This window comes from Yersinia canariae (assembly GCF_009831415.1).
GTDB classification, from domain to species: Bacteria; Pseudomonadota; Gammaproteobacteria; order Enterobacterales; family Enterobacteriaceae; genus Yersinia; species Yersinia canariae.
Window position 1 is genome coordinate 1861024 of the sequence record NZ_CP043727.1, and the last position, 23331, is coordinate 1884354.

Here is a 23331-nt window from a genome sequence, read left to right on the forward strand (position 1 = left end):
TGACTGAACATAAAGTAGTCACTGTTTTATTTCCACCAGACAGAAAGATGAGGGAAACGAGGCATGAAGAGACAGAAAAGAGATCGCTTGGAAAGAGCGTTGTCACGTGGGTATCAGGCCGGTATTTCAGGGCGTTCAAGGGAAATTTGCCCCTATCAAGCTTTAGACGCCAGATCGCATTGGTTAGGAGGTTGGCGACAAGCCATGGAGGACAGGGCTGTGACCGCTTAAGCGGCTCTCTGTCAGACTAAGGGATAACCTCCGCTTTATGCGCATATCGCGGAGGTTGTTGTTTCTACACATCTTTCATGGCGCTGTTACACAGCTGACTTTGATTAAAATACTCTTCATCACTTAATACCACAGTGCTATTGGCAGTATTTATGAATTGGATTATTCAGCCCAGCGCTTGAGCAAGATACTTGCATTCACACCGCCAAAACCAAAACCATTCGAAAGCGCATAGGTGATTTCGTGAGGTTGTGCTTTACCCGCAATGACATTAAGCCCCTTGGCGGCGGGATCCAGATTATCCAGATTCAATGTCGCAGGGACGATTTGATCTCGTAATGCCAGCACGGTAAAGATAGTTTCTAACCCGCCAGCGGCACCCAGCAAGTGACCCGTGGCTGACTTAGTTGACGTCACCGCTAACCTGTCACTCTCGCCAAACAGATGCTTAATGGCATTGATTTCACCCAAATCACCCACCGGAGTTGAGGTTGCATGAGCATTTAAATGCTGAACCTGCGCGGGGGTTATTCCAGCCTGACGGAGCGCAATTTTCATTGCACGATATGCGCCGTCACCGTCTTCAGCACCAGAAGTCATATGGTAGGCATCGGCGCTGGTACCGTAGCCGACAATCTCAGCTAATGGCTGTGCTCCACGCGCCAAAGCATGCTCTAACTCCTCGATAACCAATAAGCCAGCGCCTTCACCCATGACAAAACCATCACGGGCACTGTCGAATGGGCGAGAGGCTTTTTCTGGAGCATCATTAGAACCGGTTGATAATGCGCGTGCCGCAGCAAAGCCCGCCAGGCTAACTTTATCTATTGCAGCTTCGGCACCGCCGCAAAGTGCAATATCCGCTTCATCATTGCGGATGAGGCGTACCGCATCGCCTATGGCTTGAACACCCGCGGCGCAAGCGGTAACAGGCGCGCCAATCGGCCCTTTGAAATGATGTTTGATAGAAACATGGCCTGCGGCCAGATTCACCAAAAATGAAGGCACAGTGAAAGGTGAGAGGCGTTTGGGGCCACGACTGTCGGTGGTGCGCACCGCATTTGCAATAGACGGGAAACCACCAATACCTGAGCCAATAATGGTTGCAGTGCGCTCTTGCTTCTCAGCATTATCAGCTTGCCAGTTAGCATGGATAATGGCTTCATCTGCTGCGGCCATTGCAAATTCAATAAAACGATCCATTTTCTTTTGATCTTTCGGCGCAACAGCTTTATCGGGATCAAAACCGCCCTCGGGATCTGCTGCAATAGTTGGAACTTGTCCACCAATCTTTGCCGATAAATCACTGACAATCTCCTCTGGCAAAACACGGATACCCGATTGCCCTGCTAATAGGCGTTGCCATACGACGTCAATACCACAGCCTAATGGGGAAACCACACCCATTCCTGTAATTACTACACGGCGCTTATTCATTATTTTTCCTTTGGAGACTGAATTGAATGGGGGGAATACCTAGCATTTGCTGAATCTTTCATCTGCATCAATGCCAACCGTTTATTAATTATATCGCTCCTGACTGAACCTGCCGCGAGGGTAACATCTTCTGCGCGGATAGGTTGCTGAGTGGCATTGTTCAGCAGGATTGGTTCGATAGGCGCACCGGTACGGCGATCCGCCAGTATCACTGCGGGGCCGTCGGGCGCAAAATGTTGATTACCCCAGTGAAACAAGGCGGCTATCACTGGGAAAAAATCATTACCACGTTCAGTTAATAAGTATTCATAACGAGCCGGGCGAGAGTGATAAAGCCGTTTCTCCAAGATACCGTTTTCCACCAAGTACTTGAGGCGGCGGGTGAGGATAGTCGGTGAAAGTTGCAAACTTTGCTGAAATTCATCAAATCGTGTTAATCCCTGAAAGGCATCACGGATGATTAGCATGCTCCACCATTCTCCAACCCGTTCAAGAGAACGAGCAACCGGGCAGGGCATATCTTGAAAGCTCGTTCTTTGCATACCATTCCTCGGCCAGTTGTGTGGGCATGGCAACTATAACCAAAAGCTGAAAATCAGCCAGTGACTACATTTATTGTAGCCACTGGTGATAAAAAAAAAGCCATTGGCATCTTAATAATAGTACAGGGGAGTTACCTGCCCCTGTACCGGGATAACGGGTCGAAATATTAGAAAGCGTTGGTGTCTTTAAACAGGCCGACTTTCAAGTCAGTGGCGGTATAAATTACTTTGCCATCCACTAACACTTCGCCATCAGCCACACCCATAATCAGTTTACGCATAATAATGCGTTTGAAATTAATACGGTATGTCACTTTCTTGGCATCTGGCAGTACTTGGCCGGTGAATTTCACTTCACCAACACCGAGTGCGCGGCCTTTGCCTTCGCCACCCAACCAACCAAGATAGAAGCCGACCAGTTGCCACATGGCATCAAGTCCCAGGCAGCCAGGCATGACAGGATCACCGATAAAGTGGCAACCGAAGAACCATAGATCCGGATTGATATCCAGTTCCGCTTCCACATAACCTTTGCCATAGGTACCGCCGTCTTCGGTCATTTTGACGACACGGTCCATCATTAACATATTACCTGCTGGCAATGGTGGCCCACCTGCGCCAAACAGTTCGCCACGGCCTGATGCTTCAAGGTCTTCTTTTGTATAGGATTCGCGTTTATCTACCATGTTCTCAGTAAGCCTTATTTTAATGAAGTCCGCAGAATAGCGTACAGCTGTACGCTGAGCAAGTCCGATCAGCCGTGGTTAAACCAGTTCAACCAGCGTAATGGCCATGGCCAACGGTGTCTGTCATGCGGATTTACTTGCGAGATGCGTTCTTGAATTATACCTAACAAGCTGGGGTGCTGCTCATCAGCATAAACCACACCTGTTAATAATGGTAATGCTTCAGCGGCGGTATCTACAGCCCACAAATGGAACTGTCCTTGCTGTACTGCATCAATCACCGCTTGATTCAAGCATAAATGGCGAACATTGGTGGTAGGTAAAATAACCCCCTGATTGCCTGTTAGCCCGCGGCGTTGACAAGCTTCGAAGAAGCCTTCAATTTTTTCATTCACACCGCCAATAGGCTGCACATTACCAAATTGGTCGACAGAACCTGTCACGGCAATTTGCTGATTGATGGGCTGTTGTGACAGGGCACTGACCAGCGCGCAAAGTTCTGCCAGCGATGCACTATCACCATCAACCTCACCATAAGATTGCTCAAAAACAATGGAGGCGGAGAAAGGCAGCGGCTGATCGAGTTCCAGTTCTGAAATCAAAAAAGCCTGCATAATCATCATGCCTTTAGCATGAATATTACCGCCTAATTCGGCTTTACGTTCCACATCAACAAATTCACCATCACCTAAGTGGACAACACAACTGATACGCGCCGGTTCACCAAAGGCGTAAGGATGGCCAGGATATTCCAATACTGACAAACCATTAATCTGGCCGACCACTTGGCCTTCGGTTTCAACCAGAATTTGTCCGAGCTCGATTTCGTCTTGCATCCGCTCGGCAAGGTAACTATTACGCCAATCACGAGCATTTAGCGCAACTTCCAATGCATTGGCTGTAATCGTATCTTCTTCAGCATATAAAGCGGCTTCTGCCAACTGGCGGGTAAGCCATTGCGGGCATAATGGCAGACTTCCTTGGTCGCCACTGTGGCGCACAGCTTGGCGGAACAGCACTGGCCAGGCATCAGCAGATAAGGAAGGCAACTGTTTCTGCTGCAAAAGCGTATTGATATAACCGCACCATAAAGTCATGCCATCGATATCGACTAGCGGTAGTTCGACTTCGAACTCACCGTAAATAGCCAATTCGCCCAGTTCAGGTTCCATATCATGGAAATCACCCAGACCCAGGCGATCGCCGACAAGAATCAAGCGCAGATCGAGTGGCATTGAGGGGATATGCACCGGTAATGGGCGGGTTTCATCAGGAGACAGCCAGTCAAAGCGCTGCTGAACAATCATCTGCTTCAGGCGCAGCCACATCAATGGTTGAGCCTGTAATGTCCGTACCGATAAGATCAATACACCGCCATTCGCCTGATGAACTAAGCCGGGTTGCAGACTTATTTGATCTTTATGCCATCTGACACAACCAAACAGTTGTTCTGGTTCAACCCATTCCTGATAAAGGCAGCGCGAAATCGCCGCAAACGGCTCATCACCGCGTTGAGCTGGCTGCCAGCTTACCTGGTGACCATGCACGAGGTAGTCTCCGCCAAACAGGGCAGAGGCCTCAGGTTGCAGCTCTTTAACAGCTTGAGCGATCAATGCCAGATACTCAGTACTTTCTTGTGCTTTGATCAACATAAAACGCGGGTGTGATTGTGGATGACAAAATAATGTCATTCCATTTTCAAGCCGGGGTTGAATCGCCGCGAAAGAAACAGGCTCCAACTGGGAGGCAGTAGCAAATAACGCATCATATGGCGTTGTGTTCGGCAGCAGTGACTGCCATTCAAGTCTGTTATTGGTCAAAGTGATAGATGCAATCGTCAAAAAGGGAAAGGGCGATTATACAAGAATAAAGCAGACTTCATATACGTAGAGTAGCAGTTGGTGGCAAGGAGTAAGATATCAGTAGTATTTCGTACAAAAAACAAACTGATCATGCGCTTTTAGTAGGGTGAAATTCTACATAAAACTGTTATGCTTGAGTTAAGTTACACGGTCACTGCAGAGCTCACGATGAAATATCAGCAACTGGAAAATCTGGAAAGCGGTTGGAAATGGGCCTACTTGGTTAAAAAGCACCGCGAAGGTGAAGCCATTACCCGCCATATAGAAAACAGTGCGGCTCAGGATGCTGTAGAGCAACTGATGAAGCTGGAAAGTGAACCAGTGAAGGTGTTGGAGTGGATTGATGCACACATGAATCTGCAACTGGCTAACCGGATGAAGCAGACTATCCGTGCCAGGCGTAAGCGACATTTCAATGCAGAGCATCAGCATACTCGCAAGAAATCAATCGATCTGGAGTTTCTGGTGTGGCAACGTTTGGCTGCACTTGCACGGCGTCGAGGCAATACGCTGTCAGAGACAGTTGTTCAGTTAATTGAAGATGCTGAACGTAAAGAGAAATATAAGAGCCAGATGTCGTCTTTGAAACAGGACTTGCAAGATATTCTTGGCAAGGACATGTGATCTGCGTGGTTATGAATCAATATTAACGCTGCTGAAATATTGCTATTAAGAAAATAGAGTATGACTCGAGTTTTCTTAATGGCATAACAAAAAAAAACCCCGCAATGCGGGGTTTTTTACTAAAGCAGTAAACTTAAGCCTGTGGCTGAGTTACAACTTCTTTGTAGCCTTTAACTTCGATCTCTACGCGACGATCTGGTGCCAGGCACTCAATCAGAGCAGCACGTGGTTTCACGTTGTCACAGGTGTTGCCTGTAACTGGGTTTGCTTGGCCTTCACCGCGAGCGGTGATTTTGTCAGCAGGGATACCTTTAGAAACCAGGTAATCACGCACGCTGTCAGCACGACGCTGAGACAGAGCTAAGTTAGGAGCTGGTTGACCGATACGGTCAGCGAAGCCCAGAACAACTACAGAACCGTCTTTAGGATCGATAGAGCTCAGTTGTGCATACAGTTGGTCCAGAGCTTGCTGGCCTTCTGGTTTCAGCGTTGATTTGTTGAAAGCAAACAGTACGTCAGATTTCAGCGTGAAACGCTTAGTATCAACAACTGGAGCTGGAGCTGGTGCTGGAGCAACTACTGGAGCTACTGCATCATCTTGACCGAAACGGTAAGAAACACCGACGCTCAGCATGCCGTTGTCTGGACGAGCACCAACGGTAGCTTTATCACCGATCTGGCTAACCCACTGGTATTCCATACGGGTTGCCCAGTTTTTGGTCCATGCGTATTCAGCACCCAGAGCTACCAATGGAGAAACACCGGTGTCATGGTTGTTGGAACGTTGGCCAGAAGTTGCGTCAAATGCGCTTGAGTCTGCACGCCAAACCATACCACCCAGACGGGTGTACAGATCCAAGTCCTGAGCAATTGGGTAGCTCAGTTTAGCAGCCAGCTGAACGCCTTGTGCTTTAAAGTCGCCGTTACGAACGTCGCCTTTATAAGGCATACGGCCAAGCCAGTCGTATCCCAGTTCGAAGCCCAGGTATTGGTTTGCTTGGTAACCCAAGAACGCACCAGCACCTAATTGGTCTTTATGAGTTGGACCGTCATTGCCTTGGTTGCCATAGATGCCACCAGTGCCAGTATCTTGATACTGAGACCAACCCAGTTTACCACCGGTGTACCAGGTATTATCTTTCGGTGCGGCTTGCGCTACTGTAGCGAAACCAGCCAGTGCCACTGCTAATGCGATAGCTGTCTTTTTCATTTTACGCCTCGTTATCATCCAAATAGGCAATGAGCTTTAAAAGCTAAGCCCTTGGTTAAAATTCTTCGTCAAGGTTTTAACGCTCCCGTTAATCACGCTGCCAGTATAATTTGGCGTTTTAGAGCAACCTTGGCGATGTAAAGTCTACAACGTGGCGAGAAAGTTACAAGTGTGATGTGATAAACCGGCTGAAAAAAAAGCGAAATTGTGCATAATCTTTAACGATTTAGACGTAAAAAAGCCTTTTTCCTAGACGTTGTTTTTGGCCGCAAGCCGCATTCTGACTCGCTTTATGCCGTTTTTGCAGGAGTAAGCCCTAAATATTGTAATAATTCATGGGATAAATCCTAAATTTACTTAATGATACAAAGAAGAATGAATTTTTAACGTTGCGCACTGTCCTTGGTCGAGTTTTGTGTCATCTAAAGGACGCATAACAAACCCGTAAGCATTTCCTAACTGTGCTGCCATACGCAATCTGATACGGTCATTTTCCGATAACTCCGGTAGCCAACCAAGAACGACACTGTAATTTCCCGTCAATAACGCTTTTTCCATTGCATCAACAGTTGATAATGGATTGACCTGCCTCGCCTGAACGACTTTGGTCATGGGTAAACCTGATTGCTGTAGCCATAAACGACTTAATTTTTGTTCTGTTGTTAGCCATAGCAGCCATCGGGATTGTTTAGCAAGCTGTTGTAATAAAGGAAGCAATAACTGGGCAACCGCAGGTTGGTTTTCACTGTACACAAGTTCACTGATAAGGCCACTATCTGTAGGGGCATCAACTCTTGTCGGTGTATCACGGGTGACAAGAGAATGATAATTAGCATTATAAGGTTTTAGTGATTGAGTACGCATTATGAACCTCGCCTGTAGTGTGCTGTATGCATATACAGTAGTTACTATTTATTCGAAGATCAACTAAATTTTTACAAGACGCTTCGCATTATTGTGATGTAAATACGTGAAAGTCGATTTTATGTTTGGCTCAGTTATCCATATTGCGTATTTTCTAATTAGTTGTTCCTCTTACACTTATTGCAACTGAATAGGGACGTTGGTTCGGATTTTTACTAAAGGAGTAGTGATGAAAAATGCATCAGAGAACAAGATAATACAAGCACAGTGCCGTTTTGACTTTTTAGGCAAAATCACAGTTCGCTCACAATTTGGCGGCTATGGTCTGTTAGCAAATGGCATTATGTTTGCGGTGGTTTCGGAGGGGGAGGTGTATTTACGCGCTAACGATTTAGTCGAAAATTTATTTCGTGCTCGAGGGATGACAAATCTTGTTTATGCCAAACGGGGGCTTCCGGTATTACTACGATATTACTGTGTCGACTCGGTTTTGTGGGGTGATGACCTCGTATTACGTCACTTTGCAAAACAGGCATATCAAGGTGCTAAATCCGAGGTTTTAAGTAAAAACTGCCCTCCAGTTCGTTTGAAAGACTTACCTAATCTCAGTGCCAGCCTTGAGCGCTTATTATGGAAAGCCGGGATCACGAGTGTGGCTGAATTGAGGCTTGAAGGGGCTAAGCGCTGTTATCTGAAGTTACGGACTTTGAGATGTTCGCTTGGCCTCAATGTCCTATTGGCCCTTGCAGGGGCCATCAGTGGTCACCACTATGCTGTATTGCCCCTTGTCATGCGCAGTGAGCTTATGGAATGGTTTGAAATGCACTTTCGCGCGGTCGATATCGGCATTGCACAATACGAAACAGCTTAAAAAAGCTATTTAGACACTGGCCCGAGTTCCATTAGTCAGCCTGACCAATACGTTTATTCAGTTCACTGAGTTCAGGTAATAATTCAAGTAATAAGCCAATCTGTTGTAAAACCAATTGATCTTTGCTCTCCGGCTCAGGATTACAGCTCTGTAGCCGGGTTGATAAACCCGCCAATACTTGCGCCATTTTTGCATTGTCGGGTTGTTCTTGTTCAAGAGTCCCTTCCACATAACAAATAGCATCATTCAGTAAATTCAGCGTGGTGGTATTGGTCAGTTTTTCACGATGAGCCCCCAAAGCGGAGATATAACTCAGCATGGTGTGATTCAGGCAGAGTAAACGAAATGCTGCTTCTTGAGTTTCTTTATCATTTTTTGGCTCCGCCGACATATTTGAAATGACAGACGCTAATTCGGCATCACAATTATGAGCATCGCGGCGGGCTATGCGGTAGGGCAGGCTATTATCTTTACCTTGATAATATTGCACTAAGATGGCATCGAGATAACGGCAGTTTGCATTAAGTGTTCTACGAACTACTGCTGGAAGTTGGCGGAACTTCCAGTCCGGCCAGATAAAACTTACCGCAACCCAGGCAATTGCGCAGCCAAGCAATGTGTCAAATACGCGCGGTGCGGCAACCTCAAACCCTTCCCCAAGTAAATTGAAACATAACAAAACTAGCAAGGTAATAAACATTGTTGCATGAGCATACTGAACATTACGGAAAGCAAAAAATAGCACGCCAGTAATGACAATCAGGATTAGTTGCCCCTCAATGGAGGGCACGAAATAAAGGATGGGTAGCCCAATAAGGATACCCGCCAAAGTGCCAATGATGCGTAGTGCCAGGCGGCGTCTTGTCGCGTTATAGTTGGGTTGGCAAACAAAAAGGCTGGTCAGCAAAATCCAATAACCATGGCGCATGCCGGTGAATTGAATAAATGCATAACCGACACAGAGCACAACAGACATGCGAACAGCATGCCGGAAGAGTGCGGATTGAGGTGTCAGATGGCGGCTGATGCGTAACTTAATATCGCTCCATCCCGTGATGCGATCATCAGATAAGCGACTTTCAGGTTGTGGGCCTTCAGCTAAGACTTGTTCTGACTCAATCCCTGCCAATTGAGCATCAATAGCACGCAAGTTTTTGAGTAAATGGGAAAGTGCTTTAACTTGCGACACATTCTCATTTTGCGCCAATTCCCGGGCTAGTGCAGCATCCAAAAATGTGAATGCGCGCTCAAAACGCGGGTCATGCTGGTATTTCTGTCTCATTAAAATAGATTGCGAAAGTTGTATGCAGGCTCTGGCTTGCATGCTCAATAAACGCTGAAAACGAAACAATACATCGCTGTAGCGGAATTTTTCTCGCAGTACTTGATATTGAACATGTGATGAACTGGCACGTTCGTGAATATCTTGAGCGACAAAATAATAATGGAGGGTTCGTCTTGTTTCGCGCTGGCCGCGATCACCCTTCAGCCGTGTCACCAGTGAGGTTTTAGCTTGGTTGAGTGTCGAGACTAATGTGCCATTCGCCATCGCGACATCGATAAGAGGTTGATTAACATCAGATTCAATGTCTGGATCAAACAGATTGGCTTTTGCTTCTAAGTAGTGGGCCAGGTGTTGATAACAGCGGGCCAGGTTATCCTGTAAGGGGCGAACAGGGAAAATAAGGTGCCCACATAAAGTCAAAATATTATACCAAACGGCACCGAGTATCAGTAACAGCGGTTGCTGATACCAAATATGGTACATCGAAGTGCCTAACATGGTGTAGATAGCAATTAGTAATGCACCAAAGGCGATGGTGGCATAACGTTGGCCCAAAGCACCCAGCAGAATAAAGCCGCAGGTTGAAAAGGTCAGGCCAAGGGCAAATAGCCAAGGATAAGGAAATAGCAGCTCAATAGAGGCTGATGCGATAAAGAAACAAATCAGCGTAATGAATAAGTTACGCAACCGCCCAGCCAGGCGGTCATCAAGATCAGTGAGTGCTGCAGCCACGACGCCCAGTGTTAAGGGGATTGTCAGTTTTGGCTGTTCAATCCACCATGGCACTGCCGTTACACCTACCAACGCAATAAATATACGAACATGATAAAGCAGGCTGCTATTGTAGATATAACGGCGTAAACCAGTGACGTAAGTGAGCACAAAAAACCTCTAAAAAACTGAAAATTCAGCGTTGCTGATACTGGCGTTGAGCATTAGCCATTCTTGCCTGCTGCGCCATTTCGACAGAAACGACACGGCGACCCACTGGCCACAAAGCGATAGCAGCAATCTTAAAATTGGCGATCCCGACTGGAATGCCAATTATGGTGATACATTGCACAATGCCAGTGGCAATATGGGATAAACATAGCCACCAACCAAATAAAATAAACCAAACAATATTCAGTAAAGATCCGCCAGCAGAGAGCAGAGGATTACTTTTTTCTGGGTATAATTCATTGACATGGATCGCCTCATTGCCATAAGGGAGAAATGATAACTTGGTAATCTCCCAGCAAGAGCGGGTTAATGGTAAGGTAAAAATGAGGATGACGCTGACCACAGTTGCCAATAGCCAGCCTAATGTGGTGAAAAAACCACCTAAAACAAAATTAAGAATATTCAGTACAGTACGCATAGTGATTAATCTGCCTAGCTGAATAAAAAAACCGCAATGCGGATGAGTGATAACGGGTGCTGTCTATTCTATACGGATAGCACAGGTTAGTTTCCTTCATCAACTATCGGATACCTGTTGTTTAAACTCAATTATTTTATTTACACTCCCTATGTTATTTCAATTCACTTAATACGGGTTATGGTGCGCAAATATGGAACTTAAAGCGACATCTTTTGGCAAGCATTTGGCTCAGCACCCTTACAACCGGGTTCGCTTGCTGAATGCAGGCATCGAAGTATGCGGTGATAAACATCAATACCTGATTCCTTTTAATCAGTTAGTTAACATCCAATGCAAACGCGGTATTGTTTGGGGCGAGATGGAGTTTGAACTGCCAAATCAACAAGTTGTGCGTTTACATGGCACCGAATGGCAGGAAACGCAGCGTTTCTATCATCATTTACTGGGCATCTGGCAACAATGGAGTGAAGAGATGAGCCTGGTTTGTGTTGAGGTCTTGCATAAACAAGTCGAATTAATTAAGAGAATTGAGCAACAGGATAAATGGTTTAAACGCAGTGAGTTAAGTCAGGTGCAAGCCGCTATTCGTGAGGCTTTCACATCACTGCCGATGCCAGTTCAGCGGTTAACTGAATTTGAGTCTTGCCGCGCAGATTATGAGCTTTGTTTGCGCTGGTTACAGCATGGCAATCGTAGTGTTGACCATCGTAATCAACAATGGACAAACCGCATGCTGGAGGCGTATCAAGATTTCTTCCAGAGTGTAGAAACCTCTCCCCTCAATGAATCGCAAAGTCGCGCAGTCATTAATGGCGAAGATTCAGTATTGGTGTTGGCCGGTGCCGGCAGTGGCAAAACCTCTGTACTGGTTGCTCGTGCGGGCTGGCTACTGCGCCGTAATGAAGCACTGCCAGAGCAAATATTACTGCTCGCCTTTGGCCGGCAGGCCGCGGATGAAATGAATAGCCGCATCCAGCAACGGCTCGGTGTCGATGATATTCAAGCCAAAACTTTCCATGCGCTTGCATTGCAGATAATCCAGCAAGGTAGCCGAAAAACTCCCGTGATCAGTAAGCTCGAATCAGACAGCCAGGCTAGGCGGTCACTGCTGATTAAGCATTGGCAACAGCAGTGCAGTGAGAAAAAAGCACAGGCCAAAGGGTGGCGAGAATGGTTAACTGATGAGCTGGAATGGGAAGTTGAGGACGGTGAGTTTTGGCAGAATAAGCGCCTCGCGGCTCGCCTTGCTGGGCGGCTTGAGCGCTGGCTAGGGTTGATGCGTATGCACGGCGGTAGCCAGGCTGAAATGATTGAGCAGGCTGATGACGAAGTGCGCGACCTTTTCCAAAAACGTATACGGCTAATGACTCCTTTATTGAAAGCATGGAAAACGGCGCTGAAAGAAGAGGGGGCCGTGGATTTCTCCGGGCTAATTCATCAGGCCGTCAACTTGCTGGAAAAAGGGCGGTTTGTCAGCCCCTGGAAGCATATTCTTGTTGATGAGTTTCAGGATATCTCACCGCAGCGAGCTATGTTGCTGACGGCCCTGCGTAAACAAAATAAGCAAACCTGTCTGTTTGCGGTTGGGGACGACTGGCAGGCTATTTATCGTTTCAGTGGCGCTGAGCTTTCCCTCACAACTGCGTTTAACCAGAATTTTGGTGAAGGCGCTGAATGCGCATTGGATACCACTTATCGTTTTAATGACAGGATTGGTGAAGTTGCAAACCGGTTTATTCAACAGAACCCATACCAATTGAAAAAACCACTGAATAGCTTGAGTAAAGGAAACAAAAAGTCAGTCATTATTTTGCCAAATGAACAACTGGAACCGCTGCTCGATAAGTTAAGTGGTTTTGTTAAGACTGATGAGCGCATCCTTATTTTGGCCCGTTACCATCATTTACGCCCAGAAATTTTGCAAAAAGCGGCCACCCGCTGGCCAAGGTTACTCATTGATTTTATGACGATTCATGCCAGTAAAGGTCAACAGGCAGATTATGTGATTATTGCCGGGTTACATGAAGGGAATGATGGTTTTCCTGCTGTGGCGCGAGAATCAATTCTGGAAGATGTATTGCTGCCAGCACCTGAAGACTTCCCTGATGGAGAAGAGCGGCGCTTGCTGTATGTCGCAATGACGCGGGCTAAACACCAAGTCTGGTTACTGCAAGACACGGCTAACCCGTCTGTTTTCGTGAGTCAACTTAGCGAGTTAGGCGTTCCGAGTCAGCGAAAACCTTAATTAAAACAAAGGGTTTTTTTCTCAAAATTAAGCCCGGAGGTGCTATTCCTCCGGGCTTAATGATTATTTCAGACGCTGCTGCAAGTAACGATCATAATCCGGGATAGCGATGGTGACTTCACTGCTAAATAAGGTGGAACCAATCAAGAAGTCTGCGGTAGAACGGTTTGTCGCGACGGGAATATTCCACACTGTCGCCAAACGGAGCAAAGCTTTGACATCAGGGTCATGTGGGACGGCATTGAGCGGATCCCAGAAGAAGATCAAAATATCAATTTTCTTCTCAGATATCAGCGCACCCACTTCCTGATCACCCCCCATTGGGCCACTAAGCAAACAGCGGACATCAATACCTGTTGCCTTCTGTACCAGGTTCCCGGTGGTCCCTGTTGCATAAAGTTCATGCTGTGACAAAAGATCTCTGTTTTCCATGACCCATTCGAGCAGTGATTTTTTGCAATGGTCATGGGAAACAAGCGCAATATGCTTGCGTGCCGCGATAGTGCGGGTGGTGAGTTCCATCAAATTTTCCTTCAATGTAGCCGTTATACTTCAAGCTGCATGTGTGTTGGCTAGGTTCAATCACCCAACTCACTGATTTATGTCAGTCATTCGGGATTCTCTCACTTGCCGCCTTCCTGCAACTCGACTTATTTAGGGTTGTGTGCCTGCGGTTTGTAGACAGATTACTGAAATGGCGATTTTGTGCATAGTAGCAACGCAAAAAAATGCGAGGAAACAAGCATAACCCGATGTTTAAGAACGGCCTGAACTCAAGTTCATTACTGTGCGGGTTGTTTTTTAGCCCATAACAGAAAGCGTTGTTGAGTTCCTGCATCTGCTTGTAGGAACCAATATTGCAGCATCTGCTCTGCCACATTCTCGCCTTGTAAATTGGTTTTTTTCTGTGCGGCATTCGTGCCCGCCACCGCAATTGTCGTTCCTGGAACCGCACTCACCGGTGAGGGGGGAATGGTGGCAAAAGAGGGCACTGAAGCACTGAATTGCCCGACGTTATAGGTAGCCATTGCCGTCTCAAGAGTGGCCGCAGTATTGAGATTATCTTGATGTAATACATCGTGGCGTACGGATAATGGCCGCCCGTTATCACCAATAAGCTGATAAGTCGGGTTTTTAGAGAACTTGCTGCCATCCCGCTCTGTCTCAATAGCGGGTAATTTTATTGCCACTGAACTGATGTTACGGGTGTTAAATACCACCACCAAAGGGGGAGAGGCATACAATACTTTTGGATCCGCAGGTAGCGGTTTTGCCACTTTGAACAAAATCTGATGCTGGCCGCTATTTAACTCCAGGCTATCAGCCCCTTTGAGTAAAGAACCTGACATATTTTTGCCATCGACCACCAACAGGTCAATTTCCGGCGCAAGTTTTAAGGTCGTGGCTATAGCTGAAGTACTACAGCAAACGGCCAAAATCCCTGCGACCACCAGACCAAATTTCATGTGCTACTCCTGAAGGTAATACCTACTTACATTGTCAGACACGCTAGATTATGTGTCAAAGTCTTTCCGGTTGCCCATATTTATTTACCTTTTGAAACATTCAGTATAAATATGTCGCTATTATCTTAATGAATTCTAAAGAGAAAGGAATCAATCTAACAGTTATTCCGGCCACAACTAGTAAACCAAATCAATTAGGCTGCGTTTATTATGATTTTTCCGCATGATATACACTTAGGTGTCGTCTAGTATGAGTAAATCCATCCGCCAGCAAATGGATTTGAATATTCATTTAGCGCATCAGAGGAACTGAAAAATGCACGATAAAGACATTGTCGACATTCTCCAGCAGGTAAAGACGATTGCATTAGTGGGGGCCAGTGATAACCCCGGACGGCCGAGTTATGGCGTTATGGCTTACTTGTTACAGCAAGGGTATGAGGTGACGCCGGTCAGCCCTAAACTTGCCGGAAAGACCTTACTGGGTCAGCAGGTTTATGCTGAATTAGCTGATATTCCTTATCCAATTGATATGGTAGATGTATTCCGTAATGCTGAAGCCGCCTATGGCGTGGCACAGGATGCTATTGCTATCGGAGCTAAGGTGTTATGGCTGCAAATTGGTGTGATTAATGAGTTAGCGGCAACTTTGGCGGCAGATGCTGGGTTAAAAGTTGTGATGGATCGCTGCCCTAAAATTGAAATTCCCCGATTAGGGTTAGAAAAAAAGTAATATTTTCTGCGTGAATGAGCTTAAATTTCGCATATAAAAAACCCGGCAATCAGTGCCGGGTTTTATCAATGGGACTCAACGTTTAGTTGCGCAGGCGTGGTGCTTGTAGCTGATGACGGATGGACGCGGCCAATTCATCTAATGATGGTTGTTCCGGGTGAGCATCCATATCTTCATACGTCAACTGTGCTTCGGCCAGATAAGTGTGTATCGGTTGCCCCTCATCATCCTCAATGACCACGTGATACCAAGGTGATGAACGCAAAGTATCATTGTTAGCAACCTCATCAGGTGCTGGTGGCTCAAGAGAATATTCAGGATCGATATCAATCACTACACCCAAGTAGCCGTGTAGGCTGTGGCGAACCTGCTGCCCAATACCGAATTTACTGGCGATCATGATAACCTCCTGAGAAACATTACGCTGCTTCCTATATGAGGGCAGCGCAGGGCATTTCAAGTCACATTATCCGGCACGCAAATCCTTTCAGGTACAAACCTTCGGGATATGTCGCGATAACGGGGTGATCCGCTGCCTGACGGAACTGCTCTATAAATTGTATATCATGACCTGCATCTAACGCAGCATCCGCTAAAATTTTCTGGAATAAATCTGTTGGCATCAAGCCAGAGCATGAGAAGCTTAATAGGATACCGCCAGGACGTAATAGCTGAATCGCTAACATATTGATATCTTTATAACCGCGACACGCACTGGCCAGTTGGCTTTTATTTTCCACAAATTTCGGTGGGTCCATAATGATCATGTCAAATTTTTCCCCTTGCGCGCGGTAATTTCGCAGCAATTGGAAGACATCATCACGAATAAACTCGGCTTTGCTCAGATCTAACTGGTTAAGCTCCACATTTTGTTTAGCAATATCCAGCACTGCTTGTGAAGTATCAACGCTGATAACTTGCTGGCAATTCCCCATCAGTGCAGCGACGGCAAAGGCTCCGGTATAAGAGAAGCAGTTCAGCACACGGCGGCCATCGGCGTAATGACGGGCGGCCAGGCGGCTATCACGCTGGTCTAAATAAAAGCCGGTTTTATGGCCCTGCTGAATATCTACCAGCAGTTGCATGCCATGCTCAGTGATGGGGAGCAGCGCCGGGGGCATTTCACCACAAACAGTGCCTTGGGTTAGCGGTAACCCTTCTTTTTTACGCACTGAGACATCGGAGCGGTCGTAAATAGAGCATTCCGGGTAGCACTGTTGTAATGCACTGACCAGCGCAGCACGTTGATATTCAGCCCCGGCTGACAGCAATTGTAATACCAGGAAATTTTGGAAACGGTCAATGGTCATGCCCGGCAAGCCGTCGGATTCACCTGCAATCAGGCGGTAGCCATTCAAGCCATCGCGCTGTGCCAACCAATCGCGCCAGGTTTGTGCCCGTTGTAGACGGCGAACAAAAAATTCACTGTCGATAACTTCATCTTGTTGGAACGTCCAGACTCGCGCCACAATTTGTGATTCAGGAGAGTAGGCGGCGCGGGCCAGCCATTTACCCTGACTATCAAGAATATCGATGGTTTCACCGGGAAGTGCATTGCCTTCAAGGCGTTGAACTGCCCCAGAGAAAATCCATGGATGGCGACGAAGTAAGGATTTTTCACGTCCTTTAGCAAGAAATAGGCGCATTATAATATTCTTTTTAAATCAAATAGTTAAAATTGATAAGTCATTATCAATCAAAATAAGGTCATAATCATATAGCAATATCACCCCACTCACTACCCGCGACTGTCTTGATACTTGCCAGTCATTTAGGCGTTTCAGCATTTTATTAGTCGTCACCTGGCATTGAACAGAAAAATTAAAATTTTTTTCACTAATATATTCATAGAGCTATAATTACTTTCTTTCTTCAGGATAGGGATAGCACCATGACTAATAAGCCAACTCACTCAGAACTCACAGAAAAACAAAAAGAAGAAATCGACTTAATCGCGCAACAGCGGGTTGAGGCAATGAACAGTGATGAGTTTCTTTGTAATAGTATTGACCAAAAGATTCACGCGATGGAAGAACACGTTAAAGCTTATTTCCAATCGCGCTTCTCTTTCCACTTGAGCCAAAAGAACGGCGACAAATAAATACTCTTTCATCTCATGGCGCCCGTTCTGTTAGCTCAAGGCCTTGGATAATATCATTGAGGGCCAAGAACGGCGCTGTTATGAGGTGCTAATAAACATTTGATATAAGTGGCTAATTCCCTTGGAAAGCATAAAAGAAATCCTCATCTATATCTCTCAGTCATTGCAGCTTTTCTTAGAGTTCTTGTCCGTTATTTGTGTGTTTGTCGGGTTGGTAAAGTCACTCCCTACCGCAATAACAAACGTCAAAAATCAGTCTATTCTCCACTTGATGAGAACGCGTTTTGGTACTTGGCTTGCCTTGGCACTCGAGTTTCAATTAGCAGCGGATATCTTGGCCACGACAATCAACCCTAGTATGGAAGAATTGATTAAACTGGCCATCATTGCGGTCATACGAACATTTCTTAATTACTTCTTATCTAAAGAATTAGATTCTGCTGAGAGTAATTTCTCCGTCGCAAATAAAAGCCGTTCCGCTGCAAAGCATGGGGAAAAGTAAAAATATCAATAAAGGAATACGGCTTGGTAAGTATCATTTAGCAATTTGGTAAATGAGCACGGATAGCTATATTTGTAGTCATGGGCTAACAAGTCATGAGTATTTAATGATTATGTAGCTGGGGGGAATATGGCAAAAGTATGTATTGCTGCTTATGTTTACGGCGTCGTCCAGGGAGTGGGATTTCGCTATAATACGCAGCGCCAGGCACTGGCGTTAGGGGTGACGGGCTATGCTAAAAATTGTGATGACGGCAGTGTAGAAGTTGTGGCTTATGGCGAGCAACACGCTGTCGAACAACTGCTGGAGTGGATTAAGCAGGGCGGGCCACGGGGGGCGCGAGTCGACCGCCTGCTGACAGAGCCTTATCCGACCACGCCCTTTGAGACATTTAAAATCCGCTATTAGCGGCCATCAACAAGGAAGTGGAAGCGCCGGAATGGCGTCATTTGTTAAATACATTTCACCGGTTTTGGCAGCCCGGCAATTTTTGTTGCTTGTTTTGCTGGCCCTTTAGGAAATAGGCGATAGAGATATCGGCTGTTACCTTTTTCTTCCCCATATTTCTGCGCCATGGCTTTTACCAGCATCCGGATTGCAGGTGATGTATTGAATTCCAGATAAAAAGCGCGCACAAACCGCACCACTTCCCAATGGGGTTCGGTGAGTGTAATACCTTCTTGTTCAGCCAGTGTCGGTGCCAGAGCTTCGCTCCAGTCTGCGCTGTTTTTCAGGTAACCCTGTGCGTCGGTATCAATCGTGCGACCTTCAAACTCCAACATACAACCTCAGTTATCCCATCAATCAAATGGCAGCTAATTTAACAAATATTTCCCCATATCCCAAAGAAGTCTGTGTTTTTGTTTGCTCATGCAGCCGGGGGAAATAGCGCGCTGGGGCAGTTGTACAGTGAAGCATCAGCATGACGATTAATTCATCATTTGATAATCAGATGGCGGCTTTTTGGGCGATTAAACACAAACAAGCTTTACAAGCGGCGGAGCTCTGTTTATAGTTCGGCTCGTTGCGGAGGGGTGGCCGAGTGGCTGAAGGCAACGGTCTTGAAAACCGTCGACGGGAAACCGTTCGAGAGTTCGAATCTCTCCTCCTCCGCCATCTTCTCTTAGTTACTTCTTCTTGTTATTTTTCCCCCAATAAACATCTCGCAAACTTAATAACGCCGAACGCCGTTACACCTCTTTTCACTGTTTTTTGCTGTACTGACTGATTTATCAATCTATCCAGATCCCTATTTCTTTCTTTTAGCCGCATACCTCTAAAGAGGTATATGTTTGATTTTATGCAATAATTGATCGATGAGCTGAGTTTTTTTGAGCTGGTTCATAAAAACAAATACCCACACAAAAATTGTTTGATCTAAAACAAGCATTCTCACTACAACAAATTATTTGCTGAAAATCCTCCTTACTATCTCCATAACTCCTATTGGGCGAAATCTGTCATAGCTGTCTCTGGGCGAATATTTTCATCCTATTGCGAGTTTAAAAATAAAAAATGACTGTCCGGTGCAAGCACTGGCGGCGTCCGGTATGGAAAAGCACACTGGAGTAACTATTGTGAGCAAATTTATAAGACGAATGTCAGTAGGGATATTGGCTCTTTTGGCAATTGGGGGGGTATTTTCTTTATCGGCAGCACCGACGCCACCGATTGAGGCCCGTAATGATAAGTTCGCGGAACAGCATGTGGATCAGTTCACTTCCTGGTTGAAAACTAAGGAAAGTGGGCCGCGAGAAGATGCATTGGCTGAAGACCCGAATCTGGTGATTCTGTGGGCGGGCTACCCATTTGCAAAAGATTATAACAAACCTCGTGGGCATGCTTATGCGGTCACTGATGTGCGGGAAACATTACGAACAGCCGCTCCCAAAACCGCCGAAGATGGGCCACTCCCCATGGCGTGCTGGAGTTGTAAAAGCCCGGATGTTGCCCGGTTGATCAATGAACAGGGCGAAGAGGGCTATTTCAAAGGAACTTGGGCCAGAGGTGGCCCGGAAGTTGTCAATCAATTGGGATGCGCCGATTGCCATGATACTGCCACGGCCGATTTTGCGGCGGGCAAGCCGGCCTTGGTGTTATCACGCCCTTATACTGAGCGCGCGTTGCAATCTATCAATAAACCTTTCGAACATGCCAGCCGCTTGGATCAACAATCCATGGTGTGCAGCCAGTGTCATGTTGAATATCACTTCGCCGGTAAAGATAAAGCCGTGAAGCTTCCTTGGGATCAAGGGACTGATGTGGAGTCAATGGAGAAATATTACGACGAAATTGCTTTCTCTGATTGGGTCCACCCATTGTCGAAAACCCCGATGCTGAAAGCTCAGCACCCAGAGTATGAAACCTGGCGTGCCGGTATTCACGGTAAAAATAATGTCAGTTGTATCGATTGTCATATGCCGAAAATTCAAAATGCGGCGGGCAAAGTGTATACCGACCACCAGATCCGCAATCCGTTTGATAGTTTTGAAACCACCTGTGTTAACTGCCACACCCAAGACAAAAAAACCTTGCAGGATATTGTCGCCGAACGCAAAGCCAGCATTCAGGAGCTGAAACTGAATGTTGAGAAACAGTTGGTTCATGCGCATTACGAAGCGAAGGCTGCTTGGGATGCCGGGGCGACTGAGCAAGAAATGAAGCCGATTTTGCAAGATATTCGCCATGCACAGTGGCGCTGGGACTACGCCATTGCCTCTCACGGTATTCATATGCATGCACCAGATGTGGGTCTGCGTGTGCTCGGCGGTGCATTGAATAAAGCCGCTGATGCGCGCACTAAACTGGCGCGCTTGCTTGCTACCAAGGGAATTAGCCACGAAATTCCACTGCCGGATATCTCTACCAAACTCAATGCACAAAAAGCATTGGGGATGGATATGGATAAGCTCAACAGTGAGAAGCAGGAGTTTCTGCAACAAGTGGTGCCGACCTGGGATTCGACAGCCAGAAAAGCGGGCCGATTGAGCCAGTAAGCGGCGTTCCGGTGGGCAAAGTACCCGCCGGAACTATTCCAGGGACAAACTGGCCCCAGCTTGGGCCATAGCAAAGGTGGAATAACTATGCGCGTTTTACGTTCATTCTGTTCAGCGGTATTGCTGGCAGTGCTGACCCTGTACACGCTGCCCACACTCGCCACAACACCAGCAGATGCGCCGAAAACAACCCGTTCGGGCCATGTGGTTGAGCCACAGCGCAACCCGGATGCGGCCTGTGTCCAATGTCATAAAGAACAAAAAGATGAGTTACACGGTAAACATGCCGGGGCGATTAATCCCAATACGCAATTGGCGGTAACTTGCACTAATTGTCATGGAAAAGCATCAGTACTGCACCGAAATGGCGTTAAAGATGTGATGCGTTTTAACAGTGATATGCTGAATGCTGATAAAGCGATGTACAGTGTTTCGCAGCAAAACAGTGTCTGTATGAGCTGTCATCAGCCGGAAAAATTACGCGAAGCATTCTGGCCACATGATGTGCATATGTTGAAGCTTTCGTGTGTCAGTTGTCATCAGTTGCACCCTAAAACAGATCCAATGCACGGCTTGGATGACAAAGGACGGGTCAAAATCTGTGTGGATTGTCACCGTCGCCAGCAGGAGCTGATACCGAAGGACGCGCCATGAATACAAATCGTCGTCACTTTATCGCCAGTATGGGGGCGCTTATCTTCCTGACCGGATCATCAGGGCGTTCATTGGCGCTGAGCGGCACTATTGATGGTGTACGTTATGGCATGTTGCATGATGAAACCCGCTGTATTGGCTGTACTGCGTGTATGGATGCTTGCCGTGAAGTCAATCACGTCCCTGCGGGTGTTTCGCGCTTAAGCATTATCCGCAGCCAGCCCATTGGCGAGTTCCCCGCAGTGAAATACCAATTTTATCGTCACTCTTGCCAGCATTGTGATAAAGCGCCGTGTGTCGACGTTTGCCCCACCGGCGCATCTTATCGTGATGCTGCAACTGGGATTGTGGACGTCAATCCTGACCTTTGTGTCGGATGCCAGTACTGTATTGCGGCTTGCCCATATCGGGTTCGTTTTATTCATCCGGTGACGAGGACTGCTGACAAATGCGATTTTTGCCGCAAAACCAATCTCAAACAGGGCAAACAACCGGCTTGTGTTTTATCTTGCCCCACTAAAGCGCTGACTTTTGGCAATTTGGACAACCCAAACAGTGAGTTGGTGAAGCTGTTACATCAGCGCACTGTGTATCGCGCCAAGTTACATTTGGGAACACAACCAAAGCTTTACCGTGTTCCTTTCCAGTATGGGGAGATAACCGGATGAGTCCTGAACTGAATACACCGTTTCATTTTGAGTCATTAGTCTGGGATTGGCCGATTGCTATCTATCTGTTTCTAATAGGAGTTTCGGCCGGTATGGTGGTCGTTAGCTTATTGGTTAAACGGCGTATATTGGGGGGTGATGCCGCGCAAAGTGGGTTACTGAAGTCCACGGCGATTATTGCGCCACTGGCCGTAATCATGGGCTTGTTTATCTTAATTCTGCACCTTACCCGGCCATGGACTTTCTGGAAACTGATGTTTTTCTACAGCAGCAGTTCGGTCATGTCATTGGGCGTCATGCTATTTCAAATCTATATGGTGGTGTTATTGGTATGGCTGGCAGTGATATTCCGTCATTGGCTGGCGGGATTATTACAGCCTTACCCTAAGTTGAATTGGATAAGCGTGTTACTGAATAAGTTGGCCCCAATTGAGGGCAAACTCGAGCCGCTGATGATGTTTCTGGCGGTTGCTTTAGGGGCTTATACCGGCTTTTTGTTATCTGCATTGAAAAGCTATCCGCTGCTCAACAACCCGGTATTGCCGGTGTTATTCCTGTTCTCGGGTGTCTCTTCCGGTATTGCTGCCATGGTGCTGTGCTCTGTGGGCTTTTTTAAAGAGCCTATCCATAGCCCGGCATTAGCTTTTGTCCATCGACTGGAAAAACCAGTGGTCTGGCTGGAGCTATTTCTACTATTGGCCTTTTTTACCGGGCTATGGTTCGGCGGCGGTCAGAAAGAAGTTGCGGTGTCAGTCGCTTTGGGGGGCGGATTCTGGGCCATCATGTTTTGGTTCTGGGTGATTGGCTGTGGCATGGTGTTGCCATTGATTTTAAACAGTTATTGCAGCCATAAAGTGCGCCACCGAGTTTCATTCCTGCTGATGGTTTCGGGGCTAAGTTTGTTCGGCGTATTCGTATTACGTTTCTTCATTCTTTATGCCGGCCAGATGACCGTGGTGTGATGGCGAAGACTGAGTGATGGATAAAATTG

General features: G+C 46.7%; 25 protein-coding genes and 1 tRNA gene. 13 read left to right on the plus strand and 13 right to left on the minus strand.

Going from position 1 to position 23331, the window contains the following annotated elements:
• Nucleotides 1-63 precede the first annotated feature (63 nt).
• Nucleotides 64-231, plus strand: coding sequence for a ribosome modulation factor (gene rmf / locus F0T03_RS08575; RefSeq protein WP_005170911.1), 168 nt, complete (start codon nucleotides 64-66; stop codon nucleotides 229-231).
• Nucleotides 232-393: 162 nt separating this feature from the next.
• On the opposite strand, the gene fabF is transcribed toward rmf, so the two are convergent.
• The 4 genes from fabF to F0T03_RS08595 form a co-directional block, all read right to left on the minus strand.
• Complete coding sequence (gene fabF, locus F0T03_RS08580) at nucleotides 394-1668, minus strand: beta-ketoacyl-ACP synthase II (RefSeq protein ID WP_145555108.1); 1275 nt, start codon at nucleotides 1666-1668, stop codon at nucleotides 394-396.
• A complete protein-coding gene (locus F0T03_RS08585) occupies nucleotides 1668-2210 on the minus strand; it encodes a winged helix-turn-helix transcriptional regulator (RefSeq protein ID WP_145555109.1) in 543 nt (180 codons plus the stop codon). Before F0T03_RS08585 ends, fabF begins: the two co-directional genes overlap by 1 nt.
• Before the next feature lie 167 nt (nucleotides 2211-2377).
• Nucleotides 2378-2896 carry a bifunctional 3-hydroxydecanoyl-ACP dehydratase/trans-2-decenoyl-ACP isomerase gene (fabA, locus tag F0T03_RS08590; RefSeq protein ID WP_005160035.1) on the minus strand — a complete coding sequence of 173 codons (519 nt, stop codon included), beginning with the start codon at nucleotides 2894-2896 and terminating at the stop codon, nucleotides 2378-2380.
• A 68-nt stretch (nucleotides 2897-2964) separates the two neighbouring features.
• A complete protein-coding gene (locus F0T03_RS08595; RefSeq protein WP_162526917.1) occupies nucleotides 2965-4716 on the minus strand; it encodes an AAA family ATPase in 1752 nt (583 codons plus the stop codon).
• A 210-nt stretch (nucleotides 4717-4926) separates the two neighbouring features.
• On the opposite strand from F0T03_RS08595, the gene matP reads away from it, so the two are divergent.
• The gene (matP, locus tag F0T03_RS08600) at nucleotides 4927-5382 is read left to right on the plus strand and encodes a macrodomain Ter protein MatP (protein WP_145555111.1); all 456 of its coding nucleotides are present in this window, start codon (nucleotides 4927-4929) and stop codon (nucleotides 5380-5382) included.
• A 133-nt stretch (nucleotides 5383-5515) separates the two neighbouring features.
• Here matP and ompA read toward each other — a convergent pair whose 3' ends face one another.
• Nucleotides 5516-6592, minus strand: a complete 1077-nt coding sequence (gene ompA, locus F0T03_RS08605) for a porin OmpA (protein WP_145555112.1) — start codon at nucleotides 6590-6592, stop codon at nucleotides 5516-5518.
• 357 nt (nucleotides 6593-6949) lie between these two features.
• Nucleotides 6950-7456 carry an SOS-induced cell division inhibitor SulA gene (gene sulA / locus F0T03_RS08610; RefSeq protein WP_145555113.1) on the minus strand — a complete coding sequence of 169 codons (507 nt, stop codon included), beginning with the start codon at nucleotides 7454-7456 and terminating at the stop codon, nucleotides 6950-6952.
• 229 nt (nucleotides 7457-7685) lie between these two features.
• Between sulA and F0T03_RS08615 the strand changes: the two genes are divergently transcribed.
• Nucleotides 7686-8327: a TfoX/Sxy family DNA transformation protein gene (locus F0T03_RS08615; protein ID WP_145555114.1), complete on the plus strand. Its 642-nt coding sequence runs from the start codon at nucleotides 7686-7688 to the stop codon at nucleotides 8325-8327.
• 31 nt (nucleotides 8328-8358) lie between these two features.
• Here F0T03_RS08615 and yccS read toward each other — a convergent pair whose 3' ends face one another.
• Both yccS and F0T03_RS08625 read right to left on the minus strand, forming a co-directional pair.
• Nucleotides 8359-10494 carry a YccS family putative transporter gene (gene yccS / locus F0T03_RS08620; RefSeq protein ID WP_145555115.1) on the minus strand — a complete coding sequence of 712 codons (2136 nt, stop codon included), beginning with the start codon at nucleotides 10492-10494 and terminating at the stop codon, nucleotides 8359-8361.
• A 25-nt stretch (nucleotides 10495-10519) separates the two neighbouring features.
• The gene (locus tag F0T03_RS08625) at nucleotides 10520-10972 is read right to left on the minus strand and encodes a YccF domain-containing protein (protein ID WP_129195906.1); all 453 of its coding nucleotides are present in this window, start codon (nucleotides 10970-10972) and stop codon (nucleotides 10520-10522) included.
• Between the two features lie 193 nt (nucleotides 10973-11165).
• Here F0T03_RS08625 and helD point away from each other — a divergent pair, with 193 nt between their 5' ends.
• Nucleotides 11166-13220, plus strand: a complete 2055-nt coding sequence (gene helD, locus F0T03_RS08630; protein ID WP_159677858.1) for a DNA helicase IV — start codon at nucleotides 11166-11168, stop codon at nucleotides 13218-13220.
• Between the two features lie 63 nt (nucleotides 13221-13283).
• On the opposite strand, the gene F0T03_RS08635 is transcribed toward helD, so the two are convergent.
• Complete coding sequence (locus tag F0T03_RS08635) at nucleotides 13284-13742, minus strand: methylglyoxal synthase (RefSeq protein WP_145555117.1); 459 nt, start codon at nucleotides 13740-13742, stop codon at nucleotides 13284-13286.
• A 260-nt stretch (nucleotides 13743-14002) separates the two neighbouring features.
• Nucleotides 14003-14686: a DUF2057 family protein gene (locus F0T03_RS08640; RefSeq protein WP_162526918.1), complete on the minus strand. Its 684-nt coding sequence runs from the start codon at nucleotides 14684-14686 to the stop codon at nucleotides 14003-14005.
• A gap of 316 nt (nucleotides 14687-15002) precedes the next feature.
• Between F0T03_RS08640 and F0T03_RS08645 the strand changes: the two genes are divergently transcribed.
• The gene (locus F0T03_RS08645; RefSeq protein ID WP_145555118.1) at nucleotides 15003-15419 is read left to right on the plus strand and encodes a CoA-binding protein; all 417 of its coding nucleotides are present in this window, start codon (nucleotides 15003-15005) and stop codon (nucleotides 15417-15419) included.
• 82 nt (nucleotides 15420-15501) lie between these two features.
• On the opposite strand, the gene hspQ is transcribed toward F0T03_RS08645, so the two are convergent.
• Both hspQ and rlmI read right to left on the minus strand, forming a co-directional pair.
• Nucleotides 15502-15819: a heat shock protein HspQ gene (hspQ, locus tag F0T03_RS08650; protein WP_050115704.1), complete on the minus strand. Its 318-nt coding sequence runs from the start codon at nucleotides 15817-15819 to the stop codon at nucleotides 15502-15504.
• Nucleotides 15820-15880: 61 nt separating this feature from the next.
• Nucleotides 15881-17071: a 23S rRNA (cytosine(1962)-C(5))-methyltransferase RlmI gene (gene rlmI, locus F0T03_RS08655; protein WP_181952400.1), complete on the minus strand. Its 1191-nt coding sequence runs from the start codon at nucleotides 17069-17071 to the stop codon at nucleotides 15881-15883.
• A gap of 239 nt (nucleotides 17072-17310) precedes the next feature.
• Here rlmI and F0T03_RS08660 point away from each other — a divergent pair, with 239 nt between their 5' ends.
• The 3 genes from F0T03_RS08660 to yccX all read left to right on the plus strand — a co-directional run bounded on the left by F0T03_RS08660 (nucleotide 17311) and on the right by yccX (nucleotide 18430).
• Nucleotides 17311-17520 carry a hypothetical protein gene (locus F0T03_RS08660; protein ID WP_159677860.1) on the plus strand — a complete coding sequence of 70 codons (210 nt, stop codon included), beginning with the start codon at nucleotides 17311-17313 and terminating at the stop codon, nucleotides 17518-17520.
• Between the two features lie 121 nt (nucleotides 17521-17641).
• Nucleotides 17642-18022, plus strand: a complete 381-nt coding sequence (locus F0T03_RS08665) for a DUF1622 domain-containing protein (protein ID WP_145557551.1) — start codon at nucleotides 17642-17644, stop codon at nucleotides 18020-18022.
• Nucleotides 18023-18151: 129 nt separating this feature from the next.
• Nucleotides 18152-18430, plus strand: a complete 279-nt coding sequence (gene yccX, locus F0T03_RS08670; RefSeq protein WP_145557549.1) for an acylphosphatase — start codon at nucleotides 18152-18154, stop codon at nucleotides 18428-18430.
• 44 nt (nucleotides 18431-18474) lie between these two features.
• Here yccX and tusE read toward each other — a convergent pair whose 3' ends face one another.
• Nucleotides 18475-18804: a sulfurtransferase TusE gene (gene tusE / locus F0T03_RS08675; RefSeq protein ID WP_162526919.1), complete on the minus strand. Its 330-nt coding sequence runs from the start codon at nucleotides 18802-18804 to the stop codon at nucleotides 18475-18477.
• Between the two features lie 246 nt (nucleotides 18805-19050).
• On the opposite strand from tusE, the gene F0T03_RS08680 reads away from it, so the two are divergent.
• The 5 genes from F0T03_RS08680 (at nucleotide 19051) to nrfD (ending at nucleotide 23302) form a co-directional block, all read left to right on the plus strand.
• A tRNA-Ser gene (locus F0T03_RS08680) sits at nucleotides 19051-19138 on the plus strand.
• Nucleotides 19139-19620: 482 nt separating this feature from the next.
• Nucleotides 19621-21018, plus strand: a complete 1398-nt coding sequence (gene nrfA / locus F0T03_RS08685) for an ammonia-forming nitrite reductase cytochrome c552 subunit (RefSeq protein ID WP_145557545.1) — start codon at nucleotides 19621-19623, stop codon at nucleotides 21016-21018.
• A gap of 87 nt (nucleotides 21019-21105) precedes the next feature.
• Nucleotides 21106-21672 carry a cytochrome c nitrite reductase pentaheme subunit gene (gene nrfB / locus F0T03_RS08690; protein WP_159677863.1) on the plus strand — a complete coding sequence of 189 codons (567 nt, stop codon included), beginning with the start codon at nucleotides 21106-21108 and terminating at the stop codon, nucleotides 21670-21672.
• Entirely contained in the window at nucleotides 21669-22340 is a 672-nt protein-coding gene (gene nrfC / locus F0T03_RS08695; protein WP_159677865.1) for a cytochrome c nitrite reductase Fe-S protein, read from the plus strand. The genes nrfB and nrfC overlap by 4 nt, the downstream gene beginning before the upstream one ends.
• The gene (gene nrfD / locus F0T03_RS08700) at nucleotides 22337-23302 is read left to right on the plus strand and encodes a cytochrome c nitrite reductase subunit NrfD (protein ID WP_159677868.1); all 966 of its coding nucleotides are present in this window, start codon (nucleotides 22337-22339) and stop codon (nucleotides 23300-23302) included. The genes nrfC and nrfD overlap by 4 nt, the downstream gene beginning before the upstream one ends.
• Nucleotides 23303-23331 lie beyond the last annotated feature (29 nt).